The sequence below is a fragment of the Micropruina glycogenica genome (assembly GCF_900289045.1).
GTDB lineage: Bacteria > Actinomycetota > Actinomycetes > Propionibacteriales > Propionibacteriaceae > Micropruina > Micropruina glycogenica.
Window position 1 is genome coordinate 2,469,258 of record NZ_LT985188.1, and the last position, 20,781, is coordinate 2,490,038.

The 20,781-nt window shown below is 68.7% G+C and carries 17 protein-coding genes; 4 read left to right on the plus strand and 13 right to left on the minus strand.

The window, feature by feature from the left end:
* Positions 1–104: 104 nt before the first annotated feature.
* Positions 105–1,169: a succinyl-diaminopimelate desuccinylase gene (gene dapE, locus MPLG2_RS11665; protein WP_105186271.1), complete on the minus strand. Its 1,065-nt coding sequence runs from the start codon at positions 1,167–1,169 to the stop codon at positions 105–107.
* Positions 1,170–1,497: 328 nt separating this feature from the next.
* On the opposite strand from dapE, the gene dapD reads away from it, so the two are divergent.
* Positions 1,498–2,427, plus strand: coding sequence for a 2,3,4,5-tetrahydropyridine-2,6-dicarboxylate N-succinyltransferase (gene dapD, locus MPLG2_RS11670; protein ID WP_105186272.1), 930 nt, complete (start codon positions 1,498–1,500; stop codon positions 2,425–2,427).
* Positions 2,427–3,269, plus strand: coding sequence for a hypothetical protein (locus tag MPLG2_RS19755; protein WP_105186273.1), 843 nt, complete (start codon positions 2,427–2,429; stop codon positions 3,267–3,269). The genes dapD and MPLG2_RS19755 overlap by 1 nt, the downstream gene beginning before the upstream one ends.
* 35 nt (positions 3,270–3,304) lie before the next feature.
* Here MPLG2_RS19755 and MPLG2_RS11680 read toward each other — a convergent pair whose 3' ends face one another.
* From MPLG2_RS11680 to fdxA, 3 genes are all read right to left on the minus strand, one after another.
* Entirely contained in the window at positions 3,305–3,487 is a 183-nt protein-coding gene (locus tag MPLG2_RS11680; RefSeq protein ID WP_105186274.1) for a DUF6767 domain-containing protein, read from the minus strand.
* A 117-nt stretch (positions 3,488–3,604) separates the two neighbouring features.
* Positions 3,605–4,702 carry a succinyldiaminopimelate transaminase gene (gene dapC / locus MPLG2_RS11685; RefSeq protein ID WP_105186275.1) on the minus strand — a complete coding sequence of 366 codons (1,098 nt, stop codon included), beginning with the start codon at positions 4,700–4,702 and terminating at the stop codon, positions 3,605–3,607.
* On the minus strand, positions 4,699–5,019 hold the full coding sequence (gene fdxA, locus MPLG2_RS11690) for a ferredoxin (RefSeq protein WP_105186276.1): 321 nt from the start codon (positions 5,017–5,019) through the stop codon (positions 4,699–4,701). Before fdxA ends, dapC begins: the two co-directional genes overlap by 4 nt.
* 74 nt (positions 5,020–5,093) lie before the next feature.
* Between fdxA and MPLG2_RS11695 the strand changes: the two genes are divergently transcribed.
* Positions 5,094–5,570, plus strand: a complete 477-nt coding sequence (locus MPLG2_RS11695; RefSeq protein WP_105186277.1) for a hypothetical protein — start codon at positions 5,094–5,096, stop codon at positions 5,568–5,570.
* Between the two features lie 82 nt (positions 5,571–5,652).
* Here the strand turns inward: MPLG2_RS11695 and MPLG2_RS11700 are convergent, their stop codons facing one another.
* The 5 genes from MPLG2_RS11700 to MPLG2_RS11720 all read right to left on the minus strand — a co-directional run bounded on the left by MPLG2_RS11700 (position 5,653) and on the right by MPLG2_RS11720 (position 11,620).
* Positions 5,653–5,907 (minus strand): hypothetical protein, encoded by a 255-nt coding sequence (locus MPLG2_RS11700; protein ID WP_158681106.1) that lies wholly within the window; start codon positions 5,905–5,907, stop codon positions 5,653–5,655.
* Between the two features lie 401 nt (positions 5,908–6,308).
* Positions 6,309–7,169 carry a bifunctional 5,10-methylenetetrahydrofolate dehydrogenase/5,10-methenyltetrahydrofolate cyclohydrolase gene (locus MPLG2_RS11705; protein WP_197709926.1) on the minus strand — a complete coding sequence of 287 codons (861 nt, stop codon included), beginning with the start codon at positions 7,167–7,169 and terminating at the stop codon, positions 6,309–6,311.
* Between the two features lie 150 nt (positions 7,170–7,319).
* On the minus strand, positions 7,320–9,014 hold the full coding sequence (locus MPLG2_RS11710) for a VanW family protein (RefSeq protein ID WP_158681108.1): 1,695 nt from the start codon (positions 9,012–9,014) through the stop codon (positions 7,320–7,322).
* A 355-nt stretch (positions 9,015–9,369) separates the two neighbouring features.
* The gene (gene sppA, locus MPLG2_RS11715) at positions 9,370–11,088 is read right to left on the minus strand and encodes a signal peptide peptidase SppA (protein WP_105186280.1); all 1,719 of its coding nucleotides are present in this window, start codon (positions 11,086–11,088) and stop codon (positions 9,370–9,372) included.
* Positions 11,089–11,248: 160 nt separating this feature from the next.
* The gene (locus MPLG2_RS11720; RefSeq protein WP_105186281.1) at positions 11,249–11,620 is read right to left on the minus strand and encodes a hypothetical protein; all 372 of its coding nucleotides are present in this window, start codon (positions 11,618–11,620) and stop codon (positions 11,249–11,251) included.
* Between MPLG2_RS11720 and MPLG2_RS11725 the strand changes: the two genes are divergently transcribed.
* Positions 11,610–11,993: a lipoprotein LpqH gene (locus tag MPLG2_RS11725; protein WP_105186282.1), complete on the plus strand. Its 384-nt coding sequence runs from the start codon at positions 11,610–11,612 to the stop codon at positions 11,991–11,993. The genes MPLG2_RS11720 and MPLG2_RS11725 overlap by 11 nt on opposite strands.
* 116 nt (positions 11,994–12,109) lie before the next feature.
* Here the strand turns inward: MPLG2_RS11725 and MPLG2_RS11730 are convergent, their stop codons facing one another.
* The 4 genes from MPLG2_RS11730 to MPLG2_RS11745 form a co-directional block, all read right to left on the minus strand.
* Positions 12,110–14,566 (minus strand): peptidoglycan-binding protein, encoded by a 2,457-nt coding sequence (locus MPLG2_RS11730; RefSeq protein WP_105186283.1) that lies wholly within the window; start codon positions 14,564–14,566, stop codon positions 12,110–12,112.
* Positions 14,567–14,713: 147 nt separating this feature from the next.
* A complete protein-coding gene (locus MPLG2_RS19455; RefSeq protein WP_173909625.1) occupies positions 14,714–16,900 on the minus strand; it encodes an ABC transporter ATP-binding protein in 2,187 nt (728 codons plus the stop codon).
* A gap of 181 nt (positions 16,901–17,081) precedes the next feature.
* The gene (gene tkt / locus MPLG2_RS11740; protein ID WP_105186284.1) at positions 17,082–19,151 is read right to left on the minus strand and encodes a transketolase; all 2,070 of its coding nucleotides are present in this window, start codon (positions 19,149–19,151) and stop codon (positions 17,082–17,084) included.
* A gap of 183 nt (positions 19,152–19,334) precedes the next feature.
* Positions 19,335–20,663 (minus strand): MFS transporter, encoded by a 1,329-nt coding sequence (locus MPLG2_RS11745; protein ID WP_105186285.1) that lies wholly within the window; start codon positions 20,661–20,663, stop codon positions 19,335–19,337.
* Positions 20,664–20,781: the final 118 nt, after the last annotated feature.

Sequence of the window (20,781 nt, forward strand, 5' to 3'; positions counted from 1 at the left end):
GTCGCTGATGATCCGATCCCCCGGGTCGGCACACTGAACTGCGAGCGTCCGCCTCCTCCCCTGGCGCGGACGCGTCGCCAGCTCAACACCGGCTGCGTGACGCCTCAGGCGGGCCGGTCGAGCCACCGCAACAGCGCGTCACGGCACGTGTAGAGCTCGTCGATCGGGCAGAACTCGTCGTCGGCATGTGCCTTGGACGGGTCGCCGGGCCCGAAGTTCACCGCCGGCACGCCGAGCGCCGAGAAGCGGGCGACGTCCGTCCAGCCGAACTTGGCCGACGGTTCACCGCCGACCGCGTCGACGAACGTCGCGGCCGCGGGTACGTCCAGACCCGGCCGGGCGCCGGCGGCGCCGTCGGTGAAGGTGAGGTCGTGGTCGGGCAGCAGCGAACGGCAGTAGTGCTCCGCGTCGGCGAGGCTGCGGTGCGGGGCGAAGCGGTAGTTCACCGAAACGGTGGCGGTGTCGGGTATGACGTTGCCCGCGATGCCCCCGGTGACCGCGACGGCGTTGAGCCCCTCGTGGTAGCGCAGTCCGTCGACCACGGGCTGTTCGGGCTCGTGGTCACGCAGCACGGCCAGCACCTCAGCCAGGTCGTGAATGGCGTTGTGACCCATCCAGGCGCGCGCCGAATGTGCCGCCTTGCCCTTCGTGGTCACCGTGAACCGCAGGGTGCCCTGGCAGCCGCCCTCGACCTTGGCGCTGGTCGGCTCCATCAGCACCGCGAAGTCGCCGACCAGCAGGTCGGGGCGCTCGGACGCGATGCGGGTGAGCGAATTGGCCGACGCCTCGACCTCTTCATGGTCGTAGAAGATCCAGGTCAGGTCGCGTGGCGGCGTGGTGGCCGCCACGGCCACGGCGAGCATCACCGCCACCCCGCCCTTCATGTCGCACGTGCCGCGGCCGTAGACGCGATCGCCGGCGAGGCTGGTCGGCAGGTTGCCCGCGACCGGCACCGTGTCGAGGTGACCGGCGATGACCACCCGTTCGGGCCGGCCGAGGTGGGTGCGGGCGATCACGGTGTCGCCGTCGCGCAGCACCTCGAGGTGCTCATGGCCCTGCAGGGCGGACTCCACCTGGTCGGCGAGGGCGGTTTCATTGCCGCTGACCGACTCGACGTCAACCAGGGCGCGAAGGAGCACGACGAGGTCGCCGTGCGGGTCGAGACTCATGCCCAGGACCCTAGTGCTCACAGTCGCCGGTCGAGCCTGTCGAGACCCGGTTGGACGCCTGTCGACCTCGCCCGCGGCTGGTTGCCCAGACCCCGACGCCCGGCCGTCATGACGTGAGCCGATGGCCGAGCGACACTGACTCAAACGCTGCACGACCACATCCGACGAGCGGCGGTTCTCGGCAACGTAACTGCCCTTGTGACACGTAGCTGCCCGCGTGCAGGCAGTGACGTGTCACGAAGGCAGTTGAGTGGACGAGCTGTGGGCAACGCAAACCGCGACGGCACGCGCGCGAGGGCTGTCGGAGCCGCCCGGTACGCTGGCGCGCATGACCGACACCCGCTCTGCCTGGGGTTGGGGGCTGGCCGCCGTGCACACCTCGGGCCAGGTCCTCGACACCTGGTTTCCGGCCCCGCAGCTCGGCCCGGCGGCCGCCGACCCCTTGCCCAAGCACATCGTCGCCGGCCAGGTGGACGACCCCGACCGTGGCGTGCACACCGAAGCGGTGCTGGTCGAGATCGACCTCGACGCGCCGCCGGCGTCCACCTCTGACGCCTACCTGCGGCTGCACCTGCTCAGCCACCGGTTGGTACGACCGCGCGGGCTGAACCTCGACGGCATCTTCGGTGTGCTGCCCAACGTGGTGTGGACCTCGGCCGGCCCCTGCGCCGTCGAGGGATTCGATGAGGTGCGCGTCGCGCTGCGGTTGAGCCGCGGGCACGTGACCGTGTTCGGCGTCGACAAGTTCCCTCGGCTGGTCGACTACGTGATTCCGTCCGGCGTGCGCATCGCCGACGCCGACCGGGTGCGGTTGGGGGCGCACCTGGCCCCGGGCACGACCGTCATGCACGAGGGCTTCGTCAACTACAACGCGGGCACCCTGGGCACCTCGATGGTCGAGGGCCGCATCTCGGCCGGGGTGATCGTGGGCGACGGATCAGACATCGGCGGCGGCGCGTCGATCATGGGCACGCTGTCGGGCGGCGGCAAAGAAATGGTCACCATCGGCGAGCGTTGCCTGCTGGGCGCCGAGTCGGGCCTCGGCATTTCGCTCGGCGACGACTGCACGATCGAGTCGGGCCTGTACGTCACGGCGGGCACGAAGGTCACGATGCCCGACGGCACGGTGGTCAAGGCGCGCGAACTGTCGGGCCGCAGCAACCTGTTGTTCATTCGCAACTCGCTGACCGGCGCGGTGCAGGTGCGTCCAAAGGTCGGCGGCTCGTTCGAGCTCAACGCGGCCCTGCACGCGAACTGATGCGTCCGAACTGGCCGCGCGTTCTGCTCGTTCTCGCCGTCGTACCCGTGGTGTGCGGGCTGGTGTGGGGTGCCCTGGCGCTGTGGTCAGGGGCCACCAAGACGCCCCAGCCGCTCGACGACCAGTGCAAGGCCGGCGCGAACGGTGCCAGTGTCACGGTCACCCTCGAACAGGCGCACAACGCCGCGATCATCAGCGCCGTTGGCCTGCGCCGCGGCCTGCCGGCGCGGGCCGTCACCATCGCACTCACGACCGCGTACCAAGAGTCGGGCATTCGCAACCTCGACTACGGGCACGCCGACTCGATCGGGCTGTTTCAGCAACGCCCCAGTAAGGGCTGGGGAACGATCAAGCAGATCATGGATCCCTACTACAGCTCGGGCAAGTTCTACGACGCCCTGCTCGGGGTGAAGAACTGGCGCACCGACGACATCAACGACGTGGCCCAGAAGGTGCAGCGCAGCGCCCACCCCGACGCCTACCGCAAGCACGTGAGCAAGGCCCAGGCGCTGGCCGCGGCACTCACCGGGGTGCAGCCGGGCGGCCTGACCTGCAAGGCCGGCTCACCGGCCAAGGCCGATGCCGCGGGGCTGACGGCGCTGATGCGCAAAGCCCTGGCCGGCGAGGTGAAGGTGACGCGCACCGAGAAGGGCCTGATCGTGCAGGGCAGCACCCAGCAGCGCGCGTGGGCGGCGGCCGCTTTCGCCGTTGCCTATTCCGACGCCTACGGCGTTGCGCGAGTGACGCTCGGTGGGGCCGACTGGGCCCTCGACACTTCGTCCCTCGCGCCGTGGACGGGCAACGGCACCGGTTCGATCGTCACGGTGTCGTTCGGCACGTGACAGGGGCGGCTGATCGGGGTCGGTTCACCGGAACGTCAGCGTTCGGCTCGGCGCCGCTTCGACTCACGACGACGGTGCCTGGCCCACTCGTCGGCCAGATCGGGATCGTTCTTCACCAGGTACACCAGGCCGCAGTTGTGCGGGCCGTCCGCCCCCGGGTAGCACAGCGTGCAGGGCTCGCCGACTCTGATCGGGCATGTGGGTTGTGGCGTGGGCACAGGTTTACCTCGTGACCATTGTACGCCGCATGATCAGGCTCGCTGATTGAGCTCGTCGAAAGCCCCTCTCAGCCGCAGGGTGTGTCGACAGGCTCGGCCAGCGATCAGCAGAGCGGCTCAGAAGGTGAGGCGAGCAACGGCGGCCGCGATGCGCTCGTCGGTGGCGGTGAGCGCCACCCTGACGTGTTGGTCTGAGAAGGCGCCGTAGAAGTCGCCAGGGGCCACCAGAATGCCGTGCTCGGCCAGCCAGTCGACGCTGTCGCGGCACGGTTCGTCGCGCGTGCACCACAGGTACAGCGAGCCCTCGGAATGCTCGATGCGAAAACCGGCCGCCTCGAGCGCCGGGCGTAGTGCCTCGCGCCGGCGCAGGTAGCGCTCACGTTGCTCGATGACGTGCTGCTGGTCGCCCAGCAGGGCCGTCATGGCCGCCTGCACGGGCGCCGGCACCATGCCGCCGGCATGCTTGCGAACCTCGCGCAGGTCGCTGACCAGGTCGGGGTCGCCGGCGACGAAGCCCGCCCGGTACCCGGCCGCGTTCGAACGCTTCGACAGCGCGTGCAATGCCAACAGCCCCTCCAGCGACCCCCCGTTGACGCTGGGGTGCAGAATCGAGACCGGCTCGGCGGTCCACCCGAACTCGCCGTAGCACTCGTCCGCGGCCAGCACCGAACCACGCTCGCGGCAGTAGCGCACCCAGTCGGCCAACTGCTCGGGCGACATGATCGAGCCGTGCGGGTTGGCCGGCGAGTTGATCCAGACCAGCGCCGGGTTCTCGGCCACGATTCTGTTCGGGTCGTCGCACGGATACACCCAGGTTTCGACCAGCCGGGCACCCACCTCGTAGGTGGGGTAGGCGATCTCGGGAATCACCACCAGATCGTCTTCACCGAGCCCCAGCAGAAACGGTAACTGAGCGACGAACTCTTTGGTGCCGATCACCGGCAGCACCGAGTCGTCGGTCAGCTCGACGCCGCCCCAGCGCTTGGTCAGGTAGCCACGAATCGCGGCACGCAACTCGGGGGTGCCCCACACCGTCGGGTAGCCGGGCGCGTTCGCGGCCTCGATCAAGGCCCGCTGCCCCAGTTCGGGGGTGGGGTCGACCGGGGTGCCGACGGACAGGTCGACGATGCCGTCCGGATGCTGGTGGGCGCGTTGCTTGGCGCCCGCCAGAGTGTTCCAGGGGAAGTCGGGCAGGCTGCGGTCGTGAACGCTCACTCGCCCTGGGGCGGCAGGTCGACCACGTAGGGGTGGTCGGCGTCGATCGGACCCTGCCGGGCCGCACCGCCGGGCGAACCGATGGAGTCGAAGAAGTTCACGTTGACGTCGTAGAACACCTTCTGATCGGCCGGCACGTCGTCTTCGTAGTAGATCGCCTCGACCGGGCAGACCGGCTCGCAGGCACCGCAGTCGACGCACTCGTCGGGCTGGATGTACAGCATCCGGTTGCCCTCGTAGATGCAATCCACGGGACACTCCTCAACGCAGGCCAGGTCTTTCACGTCGACGCAGGGCTGCGTGATGATGTACGTCACTTCGAGTCCTTTCGAATGTCGTGCTTCGGATCGACACTCTACCGCGCACACCCTGACACGAAACGATGGTGCCCATGGACGCTATCCGCCGGCTGAACCCGCCGCTGCGCACGGGCGAGCGGGTCACGCTGCGCGTGGTTGATCCGGCCCGCGACCTGATCGGGTTCGTCACGTGCCTTGCACCGCTCACCATCGAAGACCGGCACGGCCGTCTGCACCAGATCGCGGACGGCACGGTGCAGGCCGCCCGCCGGGTGGCGCCGGCGCTGGGCCGCGACCCCGCGAGCGCGCCCAGAGAGCTGCTCGACGAGCTGGCCGACCGAGCGGGAATCGCGGGTGAACCGGCGCTGCACCGCATCAGCGACCTGCTGGCCGGATTGGAGGCGCCGGCGCAGGTGTTCACCGAACGGGGCACCTGGGTACACGGCAATGCCCGCGCCAGGGTCGAGGGCGAATGGCTCACCACGAACGTCACGGACCCCGACCTCTTGGCCGCGTTGTGCTGGTGGGCTACCCGGCAGAACGCCCGCAGCGTGCAGGTTCGGGGCTGACCAAGCTGCCCCGTCGACTCTCTGTTGAGCGCGTGGACTGCGAATGCCGCCGGAGGTGATGACGGACTGAGCGATGACGAAGCTAGGCCCGCCGCCGGTCGCCCAGGGCGTCGATGGCGGCCAGGTCGGCGATCTGGCCCGGAATACGCAGGCGATAGCCGGGCACCACGGCCAGCAGCAGGGAACCGAGCCACGACGCCGCGGGCGGCATGCCCACCACGTCGCGATGAAAGGTGACCATTGCCCGCACGAGCCGGCCGTCGGTCAGTTGGCGCCGCGCCCGCACCAGTGCGTCGCCCCCCGGTGGGCGCAGGGTCGTTGATCGGCGCCTCGACACGACCGCCGCACGATAGAGCCCCGGCTCGGCCGGCAAGCACTCCAGGGCGAGCACGCCGCCGGACGGATGACCCGAGCAGTTCGACCTCGCCGCTCAGGGCCGTGGCCAAGGCGGCGACGTCGCGCGCCTCGTCGGCCATCGTCCAGCCGAACGGGTCGCCCAGCCCGGGTCGATAGAACCGCCGGACGAACCTGACCACCCGGCGCTGCGCGGCCAGGTACGCGACCGTGGAGTCCCACCCGCGGCCGCGGTAGTCGATACCGCCGGCGACCAGCGGCGGCCCGTCGCCGGTGACGGTCGCCCGCTCGCGGGCGATGGACTGCGTTGGTCGAGCCCGTCGAGACCCAGCCGGATCTCGACACGCTCGATCGACGACACGCGCGATCGACGCGGCCAACCGGTCAGGCGCGCGCTCGCCGCTCGGCCGCCTCGACGCAGTTGCGAAACAGCATCGCGATCGTGGTGGGCCCGACACCGCCGACCCGCGGGGTGATCCAGCCGGCCACCTCGTTGCAGGCCTCGTCGACGTCGGGCAGCAGCTTCTTGCCCTCGTAGCGAACGCCCCCGCCGACCACCACGCGTCCGGGCGTGATGTGTTCGGGACGCAGAATGCCGGGCACCCCCGCCGCGGCGATCACGATGTCGGCGCGCCGGGTGTAGTCGGCCCAGTTCGGCACCCCGGTGTGCACCACGGTGACTGCCGCGTTGCCGCCGGGGCGCTTCAACGACAGCAGCATCGACAGCGGACGACCGAGCGTGAAGCCGCGGCCCAGCACCACCACGTCACGCCCGGCGACGGGGATCTCATAGTGCAGCAGCAGCGCCTCGATGCCCGCCGGAGTGCAGGGCAGCGGCCCGGCCATGCCCAGGGCGAGCCGGCCCATGTTCATCGGGTGCGCGCCGTCGGCGTCTTTGTCGGGGTCGAGTTCGGTGAGCGCCGCCTCGTAGTCGAGGTGGGGCGGAATCGGGTGTTGAATCAGTACCGCGTCGACCTCGTCGTCGGTGTTGAAGTCGCGAATCGCGGCCACCAGGTCGGCCTGCGATGCGTCGTCGTCCAGATGCACGTGCCGGCCACCGAACCCCAGGGAAGCGGCCCGGTCCTGCTTCATGCGAATGTAGCCGGCCGAGGCCGACTCGTTGCCCACCAGGATCGTGCCCAGGCCGGGGTTCCTGCCCCCGGCTCGCAGCGCGGCGACCCGCGGTTCGAGGTCGGCGAAGACGGCATCGGCCACCGGTTTGCCCGGCATCATCACGGCGCTCACGTCGCATCAGCCTACGGGCTGTGCGTGAGTCGTCCGACCGCGCTGGTTTCTGAGACGCCCGGATCGAGCAGGATTCGGGGACGGGTTCCCAGATCCGGATCACAGCATGTGATCACAGAATGTGATCACAGAACCCGTCCCGGTTTCTGCTCAGGGCTTCTTGCCGCACACCACGGGGGTCAGGGTGTTGTAGCGCCAGAAGAACGGCTCGCTCTTGATCAACTTGCCGTCGCGGTAGAACAGCCGCTTGTAGCGCACGTCGAAACCGCTCATCGCACTCTGCGCCACACAGCCGGGCGAGTCGTCGTACTGGGTCGCGCCGGGCGAGCGGTAGTTGCTGCGTACGGGGGTGGACGCCTTGATCGTGTACCGCTTGGTCGACCACACCCGCACCGTCACCGAGCCGGTCTGGCCGACCTTGCCGGTGGTCCAGGCCTGCAGCACCACGCCGTAGGGCGAGTCGTTGCGAAACTTCATGTCGACGCTCTGCCAGTCGAGGGTGGCCTCTCGACCGACCGGGTACCGACTGAAGTACAGCGAGTGCGGCTTGTGGTACACGTCTTCGAGGCCCGCGAAGAAGATCGCATTGAAGGTGGTCGTGGTGACCTGGCTGATGCCGCCACCCAGCAGGGTCTTGATCTTGCCGCCCTCGATGCCGCCGCCGGCCATCCAGCCCGCCGCAGCGGTGCGCTTTCCCAGCGTGGCGTTCATGCTGAACGTCTCACCCGGCTTGAGAAACGTGCCGTTGATCAGCCGAGCGGCCTTGCCGATGTTGTTCACCCGGTACGCCGACCCGGGAAAGTAAGTGGTGAACGTGCCGGTGATCTGCTTCACGCCGAGCTTCTTGGCGTCGTCGGTGGTGAAGTCGGCCTTGCGCACCGTTGCGGCCACGGTGACGCTGCGTCCCTTCGGTTCGGCGAGCACGCCGGTGGCTGCCGTGGCGAGCGCGGCCGGGTCGAGGCCGATGCCGTCGACGGACGCGATGATCTTCGGCTTGCCGTTCGCGATGGTGATGTCGGCGTTTTTCGGCTGCTTCAGACCGAGCTCCTTGATCTGATTCGCGGCGGCGGCGACGAGCTTGTCGGCGTTCAGCTTGGGCTGCAACGTGCCGTCGGCGGGCACGAACGACAGCCCGGCCGCGATCATCGCCGGGGTGAGTTCGAACGAGCCGGACGATCCCGTCTTGACCGTGATGCCCGAGGCCAGCGCAGCCTTGCCCACCCCCGCCGCCACCTCGTCGGCCTCGGCCGTGGTGATCTCGGGTTCGACGCTGCTCACCACGGCGTCGATGCTGGTGGCGGCGAGAAACCCGGACGCCACGGCGTCCGCGGTCTGGGGCTGTTGCACCGCGAGCCCGGGCTTTGCCTCGGCGCGGTCGATGGCGGTCTTGCGCACGGTCAGCGCCGCATTCACCGGGACGGTGTCTGCGCGTTCGGCCAGAGCGGCCACGGCGGCGGTCAGTGTGGCCGCGTCACGGGTGACCACCGCCGGCTGGTCGCCACCACCGGTGAGCACGGTGACGATGTGGGCCGGATGCCAGCTTCGTCCGGCACCGGCGCCGGCGACGCTGGCGGAGTAGTCGACGCCCAGACCGAGCTCGGCCGCGGTGGTGGTCAGCCGCTCAGCCCCGGCGGTTACGGTGAGTGGTCGGGTGAGCCGCGGCTCCAGCTCGAACTGCAGCTTGGCGACCGCGGCGTCGGAGGTCAGCCCGCCGATCGGCACCCCCGACACCGACGCGTTGCGCGGGGTGTTCTCACCGGCCAGCGCGTAACCCGCGGCGTAAGCGCCGCCGGCGAGCACGAGAGCACCACCGACGATCCATAGCGTTACGGTCTTGGCGCTCAACGGTGTCCACCTCGGCGATCGGGGTCGGCATCAGGGCTCCCCATCGTAGGCGACGCGCAGCGACTTCCTGGAAGCATCGTCGAACGACCGCGCCCACCCCCGGGTGAACGCAGACCGGCCGCAGAATCTATCGTCAAATGACGACCGATCTGGACGCCCTCAACCCTCACGCGCGTCGGGTGGGCTGAAGATCCGTCGTCATTTTGCGAGCATCGGGAAACGACGGTGGACGTCGCGTGACCCAAGCCGGTTTGACGGAGTCAACGAATGTCCCGGTTCGGCCGGGAGATCCCGACGTCCGCCGGGATGACGGATGGGCCGGCGGGAAGACGGAAGTCCGACGCGATGAAGGGGCCTACCGTCCCTGGCCCGCGTGCAACTCGATGCCGAAGGGCATCGAGAACGCACCGGTGGCGACCAGCCCGAGGCGCGCGGCGGCTGCTTCGATCACGCCGTCGAGGTCGAGCCGCCGGCTGGGCAGCGACACCGAGGTGGCGATCTGCTCGCTCGACTCGGCGGGCCTGAACTGGCTGAGAAAGCCGAGCTTCGACACCGACCGCACCGCCACGTCGGCCGGCTTCACCCCGGCCAGTTCGGCCGCCCGGTCGATCGCCAGGCCCATGCCGCCCAGATGGTCGATCAGGCCGCGTTCCCGGGCGTCCACGCCGGTCCAGACTCGGCCGCGGGCCAGGGGTTCGAGCACCTCGATGGCCATGTGCCGGTCGGTGGCGGCCTTGCCGGTGAAGTCGACGTAGATCTCGTCCAACCTGCGGTTGAGCGCGGCCCATTGCTCGTCGGTGAACCGGCTGTTCGGCGACAGGTAATCGGCCCACTGGCCGGAAGTCACGTCGGAAAGCACCAGGCCCAGCTTCTCTTTCAGTTCGGTGATCACGAACTTGCCGGCCAGCACACCGATCGAACCGGTGAGCGTGGTGGGCTGGGCCACGATCTCGTCGGCCGGCATGGCCACGAAATACCCCCCGGACGCCGCCACGTCGGCCATGCACGCCACCACCGGACGTCCGGCCTCACGCAGCCGCAGCACCTCGCGGCGAATGGCGTCGGACGCGACGGCTGAGCCGCCGGGTGAGTCGACGCGCAGCACGACCGCCTTGACCGCCGGGTCGGCGGCAGCGGCGCGCAGGTGGGAGCAGACCACCGACGACGTGGCGCTGGGCTGGCTGGCACCTCCGCCCTGCGGGCGTCCGGTCATGATCGGCCCTCGCACCTCGACCACCGCGATGGCGGGCTTGGTGCGGCTCTCGATCAGGTCGCGCACCGGCGAGGCGTGCGAGTGCCGGTGCACGTAGCGCAGCCCGGCTTCGTCGCCCGCCCAGGCGGCCCGGGCCGCCGCGTAGGCCTCGTCGCGGTAGCCGACCCGGTCGATCAGGCCGTGCTCGACCGCTTCGGCGGCGGTGAGCACGCCGGCGTCGACGGCGGCCCAGACCTGCTCGACCGTGCGTCCGCGGCGCTGGGCGATCGCGTCGACCGCCCAGTGCGTGATCGAGTTGGTGATCTGCTGCATCATCTCGGCGTTCGCGGCCGTGATCTCGTGGGCGGCGTAGGTGTCGGCGGCGGTCTTGAACTCTTTGCGCTGCCCGAACTGCGGCTCGACGCCCAGCTTGTCGAAGCCGCCGCGCAGCAGCGTGATCTGGGCCCGCACGCCGCCCAGCCCGCACTCACCGGTGGGCTGCACCCAGATCTGGTCGGTGTGGGCCGCGAGCACATAGGGCAGCAGTGCGGTGCCGAACTCGCCGAACGACTCGGTGTGCGCCCAGACCGGCTTGTGTTCGCCGAAGCCTGCGAGCATGTCAGCGAGTTCGCAGCACTGGGCCGCGGTGAGCTGGCAGGTGCCGATGTGCACCAGCAGGCCGAGCACCGATTCATCGGACGCGGCCTGCCGCAAGCCCTCGCGCAGCGCCTTCATGGTGGGCGCGTTGACCAGCTTCAACGCCTCCAGTGGGTTCGCCGGTGCTGCGCTGAGCACGGAAAAGTCGAGATCGAGTTCGAGAATGACGCGATCGCCCACCGGGGACTTGCGAAACAGAGACGACAGCGTGCCGAAGGGTTGCATGCCGTCCAGCCTAGGTGCAGTGCGGATCGTGCCGGTCGCGCTCCGCCGAGACCGCCGTCGGGCACCGCGACGTGCAGCCCCGAGCCTGGAATTGCGAGCGATGCGTCTCGAGATTACGTCCGATTTCGAGGGCTCGACGCCTGCGCCGCCTCAATCGGGTTCACATCGGACGTAATCCCGCGACCTCGCACGCAACGCTCGCGGGCGTCTCGACGGGCACCGACCGGCCGGCACGGGCGAGTCGCTGGGCGGTATCGGCGCGTGCGTCGTTCAGCATGGACTGTGTGACTGCACGTGACTGGCTTCGAACCATCGCCGTGACTGCCGGGGCGGCGCTCGCCGTCACCGGCTGCGCACGAACCCAACCGGGTGGGGTGGTGGCGCCGTCGCCGGGTGCGAGTGCGTCCGACACCCCGATGGTCGGCGAATCGCCCACCACAACGCCATCGGAGTCCGCGAGCACGTCACCCACCGCCGCTACATCGACCTCGCCGACCAGTACTGCCTCGTCGGGGCCGGCGGTGAAGGCCACCGGAACCCTGAAGCTGTTCGCGCCCACCAGCAAGAAGCTCGCCGGAACCTGCCAGAACAAGGCCGGCGCACCCACGCTGACTGTGGCCGATCGCAAGAACGACTTCTTCCACACCGTCGACGCCGCGGTGGTGCTGACCGGTGACAAGTCCGCGGTGTCGACCGTCACGATCGCGCTGGGCGAAGACTCCGACGAGATCACCCGCACGATCACCTACGACGCTGCCAAGCCGACGGCCGGGGTATCGGCCAAACTGGGCGTCAAGGGCGCGGTCTACACCGTGAGCGGCAAGCTCGCCAATGCCGAAGACGGCACCCCGGCCGGCACGATTCCGGTGACGCTGGTGATTACCTGCGCGAGCACGAAGTGGTGAACCCGAACCGCTACCGCCGAAAGACAGTGTGAGTTAAGGCTTCGTCTGCACTACCCGAACTCACACTGTCTTCCGAAGGCTCACGGGCCTTCCGAAGGCGCACGGCCTTTGGAGGCTCACTTGGCGATCGTCACCGCGATGGTCTTGCTCTGCGAGTCGTAGCCGGTCTTGCGGCCCGTGACGCGCACGCTGACGGACTTGCCCTTGTCTTTGCTGGTCAGCTTGTACTTGGTCTTCGTGGCGCCCTTGATGGCCGACGAACCCCGGTACCACTGGTAGCTGAGCTTCACCGCGCCCGGGCCCCAGTTGCCGCCGTCCACGGTCAGGGTGTGCCCCGACTTGCGGGTGCCCTTCAGCTTGGGCGTCTTCGGGCTGAGCGTACCCTTGGCCACCGCCGCGGTCGCCGCGGACGCCTTCGTCACGGTGGTGTAGCCGCTGGCCCGGCCGGTCACCCGCACGGTGATCGTCTGGCCGGCCTCGGTGGCGTGCACCAGGGTCGTGGCCTTGGTGGCGCCCTTGATCGGCTTGGTGCCGGCGTACCACTGGTAGCTCAGCGTCACCGACGCCGGCGTCCACGCGCCCGGTTTGGCGGTCAGGGTCGAGCCGACCTTGGCGGTGCCCGTGATGGTCGGGGTGTCGCCGGTGAGCAGCTTCGGCACGGTGCTGGACGCCGCCGAGGTGCGGGTCACCGCGTTGTAGCCGGTCTTGGTGCCGCTCACGGCAACCTTGAGCGCGAACCCCGCGTCGTCGTCGGTGACCGTATAGGTGGCCTTGGTGGCGCCGTCGATCTTGGTGGCGCCGCGGTACCACTGGTAGGCCAGCGTCACCGGCGCCGGTGCCCACGTGCCCGCACTCGCGCTCAGTGTCTGCCCGACCGCGGCCTTGCCGGTCAGCTTCGGCGTGGGGGTGGTCGACAGGTTGAGCAGCGGCACGGCGGCTGTGGCGGCCGAGGTGCGCACCGTGGTGGTGTACAGGCGCTTGATGCCCGTCACCTCGACGCTGAGGGTCGACCCTGCGTCGGCGACAGTGAGTGCGTAGGTCGCCTTCGTTGCGCCGTCGACTGCCTTGGCGCCCCGGTACCACTGGTAGCTCAGGCTCACCGACCCCGGGCCCCAGGTGCCCGCCGAAGCGGTCAACGTCTGGCCCACGACGGCCTTGCCGCTCACCTTCGGCGTGGCCGCCTTCAAGGTCATGAACAGCGCGGCCCAGGTGTTGTCGTCGGCGGCGCCGGTGACCGGACGTCCGGCGTCGGCCTGAAAGTCCTTGACCGCGGCAGCGGTGTCGGTGGTGTAGCTGGACGAACTGGCGGCGACATAGCCGTTGGCCTTCAGCAGGGTGTGCAGTGCGCTCACCGAGCTGCCTTGGGCGCCGGCCGAGATCTTGGTGGTCAGCGAGGTCAGGGTGATCGGGCCGGCCTCACCGTCGGATTCGAGCCCCTTGGCCTTCTGGAACTTCTTCACAGCCAAGACCGTCGCCGAGTCGTACTTGCCGGTGGTTGCCACGGTGTAGCCGGCTGCGCCCAGCAGGTACTGGGTGGCGGTCACGTTGGCGCCCGAGTCGCCCGAATCGAGCACGAGGCTGAACGGCACCACGTCGTAGTCGCGCAGGTCGTAGGTGTCGATCAGCTTGGTCAGCTCATCGGCGTAGTCGGCGGCCTTCTTGGGCTGCTCGACCTTGGCGACGGCCTTGACGTAGGCCGGAATGTCGTTGATCACCGAGCGGGCGGCGCTGTAGGCCGAGTCTTTCGCCACGGCCACCGCGTGCGCGGCGAACGAATTGGTCACCGAGGTGTAGTTCGAGTAGGTGGTGCCCGACACCGACACGCAGCCCGACTGGAACGAGCTGGCGGCCGACGCGCTGACGCCGTCGCTGCCGGCCAGCACGAACTTCGTCTGCCGGCGTAGCCCGGCGTAGTAGCTGCGCTTCTTCCAGTAGCTCAGCGTGCTGCGCACGACGCCGTACGCGCGTCCGCGGGCCTCGATGATGCGCCAGTCACCATTGGACAGCTTCTTGGTCAGCACCGCCACGTGGCCGATGCCGTTGCTGCGTGCGGGGTTGTTGCGCAGAAACACCAGGTCGCCGACCTTGGGTGAACCGGTGACCTTCTTGGTGGAGTTGTACTGGGCCGCAGCCAGGTCGGTGATGCGGTTGCCGGAGCGTCCGTAGAGCCACTCGACCAGTTCGGAGCAGTCGAACTTGGACGGGTCACTGTTGCTGATCGCTGCCTCGGCGCCGAGCACGTAGGGCTTGCCCACCTGGGCGTCGGCCAGCGCGGCGAACTGCTTGGCGGTCATCGACGCACTGCAGCGGGTGTCGAAGTAGTTGGTCGCCTTCTTGGCCACGCTCGAGGTGCCCCAATCGCTGGCCACGATCGCCTGCGCGATCGACACCGAGGCGGGCACGCCGTAGGTGCGCTGGGCCTTCTGGGCGGGCGAGACGACGCTGGCGATGAACTTCTGCTTGGCGTCGGCGCTCACCGTGGCGGCGTTGACGCCGGGCACGTCGAACGGCGCGAGGCTGAGCGCCAGGGCAAGGCCGGCGGTCAGGGACAGCAGTTTCGACGGGGATCGCACATGGGCTAGCTACCTACACACGCGCGAGGATGGGCAAGGACGCACTTGAGGGTTGCTTTTCAGCATCTGTTCAGCAATTGCCTGCGACTAGGTGTTTTGCGGACGGCAGCACTCAAGTTGGCCTTCAGGGTTCACTCGAGGGTTGCGTCAGAGGCTCACATCGGCCTTCGGCGGTCCGACCCGGTGCGCCAGCAGGCTGCCGTCGGTGAACTCCACCGCGTCGTCGAACCTGGCCTCGACGGTGCCGGCCCCGAACTGCTCGTCGTAGAGGCGAGCGTAGAGGCCGCCGCGGGCCAGCAGGTCGGCATGTGTGCCCTGCTCGACCAGCCGCCCTTCTTCGATGCCGAAGATCACGTCGGCGCGCATGATCGTCGACAGCCGATGGGCGATCGCGAAGGTCGTCCGGTTCGCCATCGCGCGCTCCAGTGCCTGCTGCACCAGCCGCTCGGTGGCACTGTCCAGTGCCGACGTGGCCTCGTCGAGAATCAGAATGCGCGGGTCTTTGATCAGCACCCGGGCGATCGCCAGACGCTGCTTCTCGCCGCCCGAGAGCCTGAACCCTCGCTCGCCGGTGATCGTCTCGTAGCCGTCGGCGAAACTCATGATGCGGTCGTGAATGTTGGCCGCCCGGCAGGCCTCGACGATCTCGGCGTCGGTGGCGTCGGCCCGGGCGTAGCGCAGGTTCTCGGTGATCGTGCCGTGAAACAGGTACGGCTCCTGGGTGACCATGCCCACGGCGTCGGCCAGCGAGTCGAGCCTGATGGTGCGCACGTCGGTGCCTTCGATCAGCACCGCTCCTTCGGTGGCTTCGTGCAGCCGCGGAATCAGGTAGGTCAGCGTGGTCTTGCCCGAGCCGGACGGCCCCACGATGGCCGCCAACTGGCCCGGTCGCACGGTCAGCGTGATGCCCCTTAGCGTCCACCGTTCGGCGTCGCTGATGGTGCCGTCGCCGTCGAGGTCGACGCCCTGCGGCGGGTCGTTCACCACCACCCCTGCGGCGAAGCCGGGCAGGGTCTCGGCCGCGACCACGGTGCAGCCCGAAGCGTCGGGAATGGAGGCGACTGCAGGTACTTCGAGAGTTGGGACGCTCAGCGCGCGGTAGTCACGGCCGAAGCGACTCGACCGGGTGCCGCGCGATGGGCGACCCGGTTCCGACGCCGCTGTGGGTGCAGGAGCCGCCATTGCCCGGGGTGCGGGGTACCGGAACCACACGTCGTGCAGAGTTACTTCGCCGCGAAACTCGTGCTTGGCGATCGCTTTGGCGTCGGGTGCGTCAGTGATCGCCGGTTGCAGGTCGAGGTACTCGAACAATCGGGCGAAGAGCGCGTAGGAGGTCTGCACGTCCATGGTGACGCGCATCAGCCCCACCAAAGGCTGCTGCAGCCGGGCCTGCAGGGTGGTGTAGGCCACGATCGTGCCGGCGGTGAGCACCTGGCCGCCGATCAGCGTGCCGCCGTTGATCAACAGACCCGCCACCAGGTAGACGATGGCCGGGGTCAGCCCGAAGAACGTCGACACGATCGAGAAGAAGGTCTGACCGGTCATCGCCTGCTTGAGCTGCAGGCGGCTCTGCCGGGCGTTGGCGCGGCGATAGCGGGCGATCTCGATGTCAGTACGGTTGAACACCTTGGCCAGTAGTACGCCCGACACCCCGAGCGACTCTTCGGTGATGGCCGTCATATCTGACAGCGACTCCTGGGTGCGTTTCTGCAGCCGCTTGCGCCGAGCGCCGACGCGGGTCTGAATCACCATGAACACCGGCATCAGCACCAGCGAAATGATGGTCAGCTGCCAACTGAGCAGCACCATCGATACGAACGCGGCGATCACGGTCACCGTGTTGCTCAGCATCGAGGTGGCGGTCGAGGTGAGCACGTTGCGCACCCCTGACACGTCGTTGGCCAGACGCGACTGAATGTCGCCGGTCTTGGTCGAGGTGAAGAAGGCGAGCTCCATCTTCTCCAGATGCTCGAACAGGGCGACCCGCAGGTCGGCCATCGCCGAGTTGCCGATGCGGTTGGTCAGGTAGGTCTGGCCCACCCCGATCAGCGCGCTGACCAGGGGTATCGCGATCAGGCCGGCGACCAGCCAGTACAGCCGCTCGAGATCGGGCGACCCGATCGCGCCGTCGGCACCGACCGGAAAGAGGGCGTCGTCGAAGACCGCCCGGGTCAGAAACGGGGCGATGGCGCCGAGCGAGGCCGACACCAGCACGGTGACCAGCACCAGCGCCAGCCACCAGCGGTACGGGGCCAGCAGGCTGCCGATGCGACGCAGCATCGGCTGGCCGGGCGAGCCGGCCACACCGGGCCGGGCGAGGTCTTCGGCGGGCATGGTGCATCGTGGCACAGCCTCCGCTGGTCGAGCCGTCGCGACAGCGCCGCGTCATTCCGGGCTTGACCCGTAATCTCATGACCGCGCACCAAGAGATCCCGGCGAGATTGTTGAGACGCACCGCTGGCCGAGCTTGTCGAGACTCAGGGTTTCGACAAGCTCAACCAACCCACGAACACGCTCAGCCGATCAGCGCCTTGGCCTTCTCGACCGCCGCCTCGGCAGTGACGCCGAACTTCTCGAACAGCAGCGCACCGTCGGCGGACGCCCCGAAGTGGTCGATGCCGACCGCTTCGGTGTTGGCGCCCAGGAGGTCTTTCCAGCCCACCGGCACGCCGGCCTCGACGACCACTCTGGGCACGTCGGCGGGCAGCACCTGCTGCTGGTAGTCGTCGCTTTGGGCGTGGAACCATTCCACGCACGGCATCGACACCACGCGGGCCGCAATGCCGTCGGCCTCCAGTGCTTCGGCAGCCTTCACCGCCACCTGCAGCTCAGACCCGGTGCCGACCAGCACCACCTGCGGGTCGCCGGAGGCCTCTTTGAGCACGTAGCCGCCCATGGTGGTGTTGGACGCCGCCGCGAAGCCGGAATCTTCGGACCGGTCGAGAATCGGCAGGTTCTGCCGCGACAGAATCAGCGCTGCCGGCTTGTTCCAGGTGCGCAGGATCTGCGCCCACGCCCACGCGGTTTCGTTCGCGTCACCCGGACGCACCACGTCGATGTTGGGCATCAAGCGCAGGCTCATCACGTGCTCGATGGGCTGATGCGTGGGCCCGTCCTCGCCGACGCCCACGGAGTCGTGGGTCCACACGAAGGTGGTCGGGGCGTGCGACAGGGCCGCGAGTCGCGGCGTGGTTCGCATGTAATCGCTGAACACCAGGAACGTTGCGCAGTACACGCGGGTGAGCCCGTCCATGGTGATGCCGTTGGCGATGTTGCCCATGGCGTGTTCGCGGATGCCGAAGTGCAGTGTGCGGCCGCCGGGGGCGCCGGTGAACTCGTGGCTGCTGCGGTCGGACGGAATGAAGCTGTTGACCCCGGCCATGGTGGTGTTGTTCGAGCCGGCCAGGTCGGCGGAGCCGCCCCACAGCTCGGGCACCGGCTGGGCCAGCGCCGACAGCACCTTGCCGGACGCTGCGCGGGTGGCCATCGAGCCGGGCTCGAAGACGGGCAGCGAGGCGTCCAGGTCGGCGGGCGCCTCTTTGGCGAGCACCCGGTCGAGCAACTCGGCGTGCTCGGGCGACGCGCTTCGCCACGCCTCGTAGCGGGGATCCCATTCGGCATGCAGCTCCTTGGCCCGCTCGACGGCGTTGGCGCGCACCCAGTCGACCAGTTCGCTGTCGATGGCGAACGGCTGGTCTTCGAAGCCGAGTTCGGCCTTGAGCCCCGAGATCTCGTCGGCACCGAGCTTGCTGCCGTGCACGCTGTGGTCGCCGGCCTTGTTGGGCAGCGGCCACCCGATGATGGTGGTGACCTTGATGAAGTGCGGCTTGTCGGTGATCTGCTTGGCCCGCTCGATCACGTCGTAGAGCTCTGCCACCTTCTCTTCGTAGGTGGTGAAGCCGTTGGTGAAGTCGACGTGGTAGGTGTCCCAGCCGTAGGCGTCGTAGCGGGCCTGCACGTCTTCTGAGAAGGCGATCTTGGTGTCGCCCTCGATCGAGATGCGGTTGTCGTCGTAGATCAGAAACAGGTTGCCCAGGTCGAGCGTGGCGGCCATCGAACTGGCTTCGCCCGACACGCCCTCTTGCATGCAGCCGTCGCCGGCGATGCAGAACACGTTGTGGTCGAAAACCGACTCGCCGGGCGCGGCCTGCGGGTCGTACAGCTCGCGCGACCGGCGGGCGCTCATCGCGAAGCCGACCGAGTTGGCCACGCCGGCGCCCAGCGGGCCGGTGGTGCACTCGATGCCCTTGGTGAGGCCGAACTCGGGGTGGCCCGGGGTCAGCGACCCCCAGGTGCGCAGGCTCTCGATGTCGTTCAGTTCGAGCCCGAACCCGTTCAGGTAGAGCTGCGCGTACTGGGTCATCGACGAGTGCCCGGCCGACATCACGAACCGGTCGCGGCCCAGCCAGCGGGGTTCGTTGGGGTCGACATTCATCACCTTGGCGTAGAGCAGGTAGGCGATCGGCGCCAGCGAGATGGCCGTGCCGGGGTGGCCGTTGCCGACCTTTTCGACCGCATCGGCGGCCAGGACGCGGGCGGTGTCGACCGCCTTCGCATCTTGCTCTGACCAGGTGAGATTGCTCATGGGCGGTTCCCTTCGACTTTCACGCCTCGCTCGTTGAGACGTCCGTGGACCAAACACCGTCAACCCTATTGGTTCAGTGGCTGCCCTGGGGAGACACGGCCACAAAGTCTCACATTATGTGTGGAAATCACATACATTCCGTGCCAAGAGTGTGTGAGGCCCTGGAGCAGCGACTGGCCTTGCCTAGCTCTCGAGTGCCAGCCCGGCATGCTCGGGCAAGAACAGAGCCGCACCGGCGGCGAGCAGAAACGCCACGCCGAACACGCCGAAGACCAGCACCATGCCGCCGGCGCCGAGCAGCAGCGGCACGCTGAGCGGGGCGATCATCGACGCGATGCGGCCGAAGGCCGCGGCGGCGCCCGTGCCCTTGCCGCGCACCGCTGTCGGGTACAGCTCGGGGCCGACCGCGTACAGCGCACCCCACGCCCCCAGGTTGAAGAACGACAGCGCGCAGCCGGTCATGACGATCAGCACCTCGGTGGTGGCGAACCCGAACGCCGCCGCCGCGAAGGCCGAGCCGGCGAGAAACACCGACAGGGTGAGCCGCCGCCCCCACTTCTCGATCAGCCAGGCCGCCACGGCGTAACCGGGCAGTTGGGCCAACGTGATGATCAGGGTGAACTCGAAGCTGCGCACCAGCGGAAACCCGCGCTGCACCAGCAGGGTCGGAATCCAGATGAACGCCCCGTAGTAGCTCAGGTTGATGCAGAACCAGACCGTCCAGAGCGCGATGGTGCGGGCCCGGTAGGCCGGCGACCAGATCGAGTCGGTGCCGGCGGCCTTCGCCACCGGCGCGTCGGGGCTGGGCACCGGCTCGACACCGGCGGCCTGTTCGAAGTCGCGCACGGCGGCCTCGGCCTGCTCGACGCGTCCCTTCGACTCCAGGAACCGGACGGACTCGGGCAGCCCCCAGCGGATCGCGGCGGCGTAGGCGGTCGGAATGACGCCGACTGCGAGGGCCCAGCGCCAGCCGTCCGGGCTCGATGGCACGACCAGGTAGCCGATCAGCGCCGCCAGAATCCAGCCGATCGCCCAGAACGCCTCCAGAGCCACCACCACCCGACCGCGGATCGCCTTGGGCGCGTACTCGCTGACCAGAGTGGACGCCACGGGCAGTTCGGCCCCCAGGCCGACGCCGACGATGAACCGCAGCACGATCAACATGCCCACCGACGTGACCAGCGCCGAGGCGCCGGTGGCCACCCCGTACACCAGCAGGGTGAGGGCGAACACCTGGCGACGCCCGATACGATCGGCCAGCAGGCCGCCCAGCGAGGCGCCGATGGCCATGCCGACGAAGCCGATCGAGCCGATCCACGACAGGGTCGTCGAGTCGAGCTTCCATTGGCCGGCCAGGGCCGCCATGACGAACGAGATCAGCCCGACGTCCATGGCGTCGAGCGCCCAGCCCAGGCCCGAGCCGACCAGCAGTCGTGCGTGCTTGCGGGTGAACGGCAACCGATCGAGTCGCTGCGACCTGGTGAGCGTCGTGTCGCTGACAGCTTCAGCCATTATTGGTCCTCCTTGCCAATAAACGGCCACAGTCTAGTGGTGCGGCTCTGTACTGCCGATGGGCCCGCAGTTCGGAACCGCGGCGGCTCACCAAGGTGGCCGGACCACCTACCGCCTG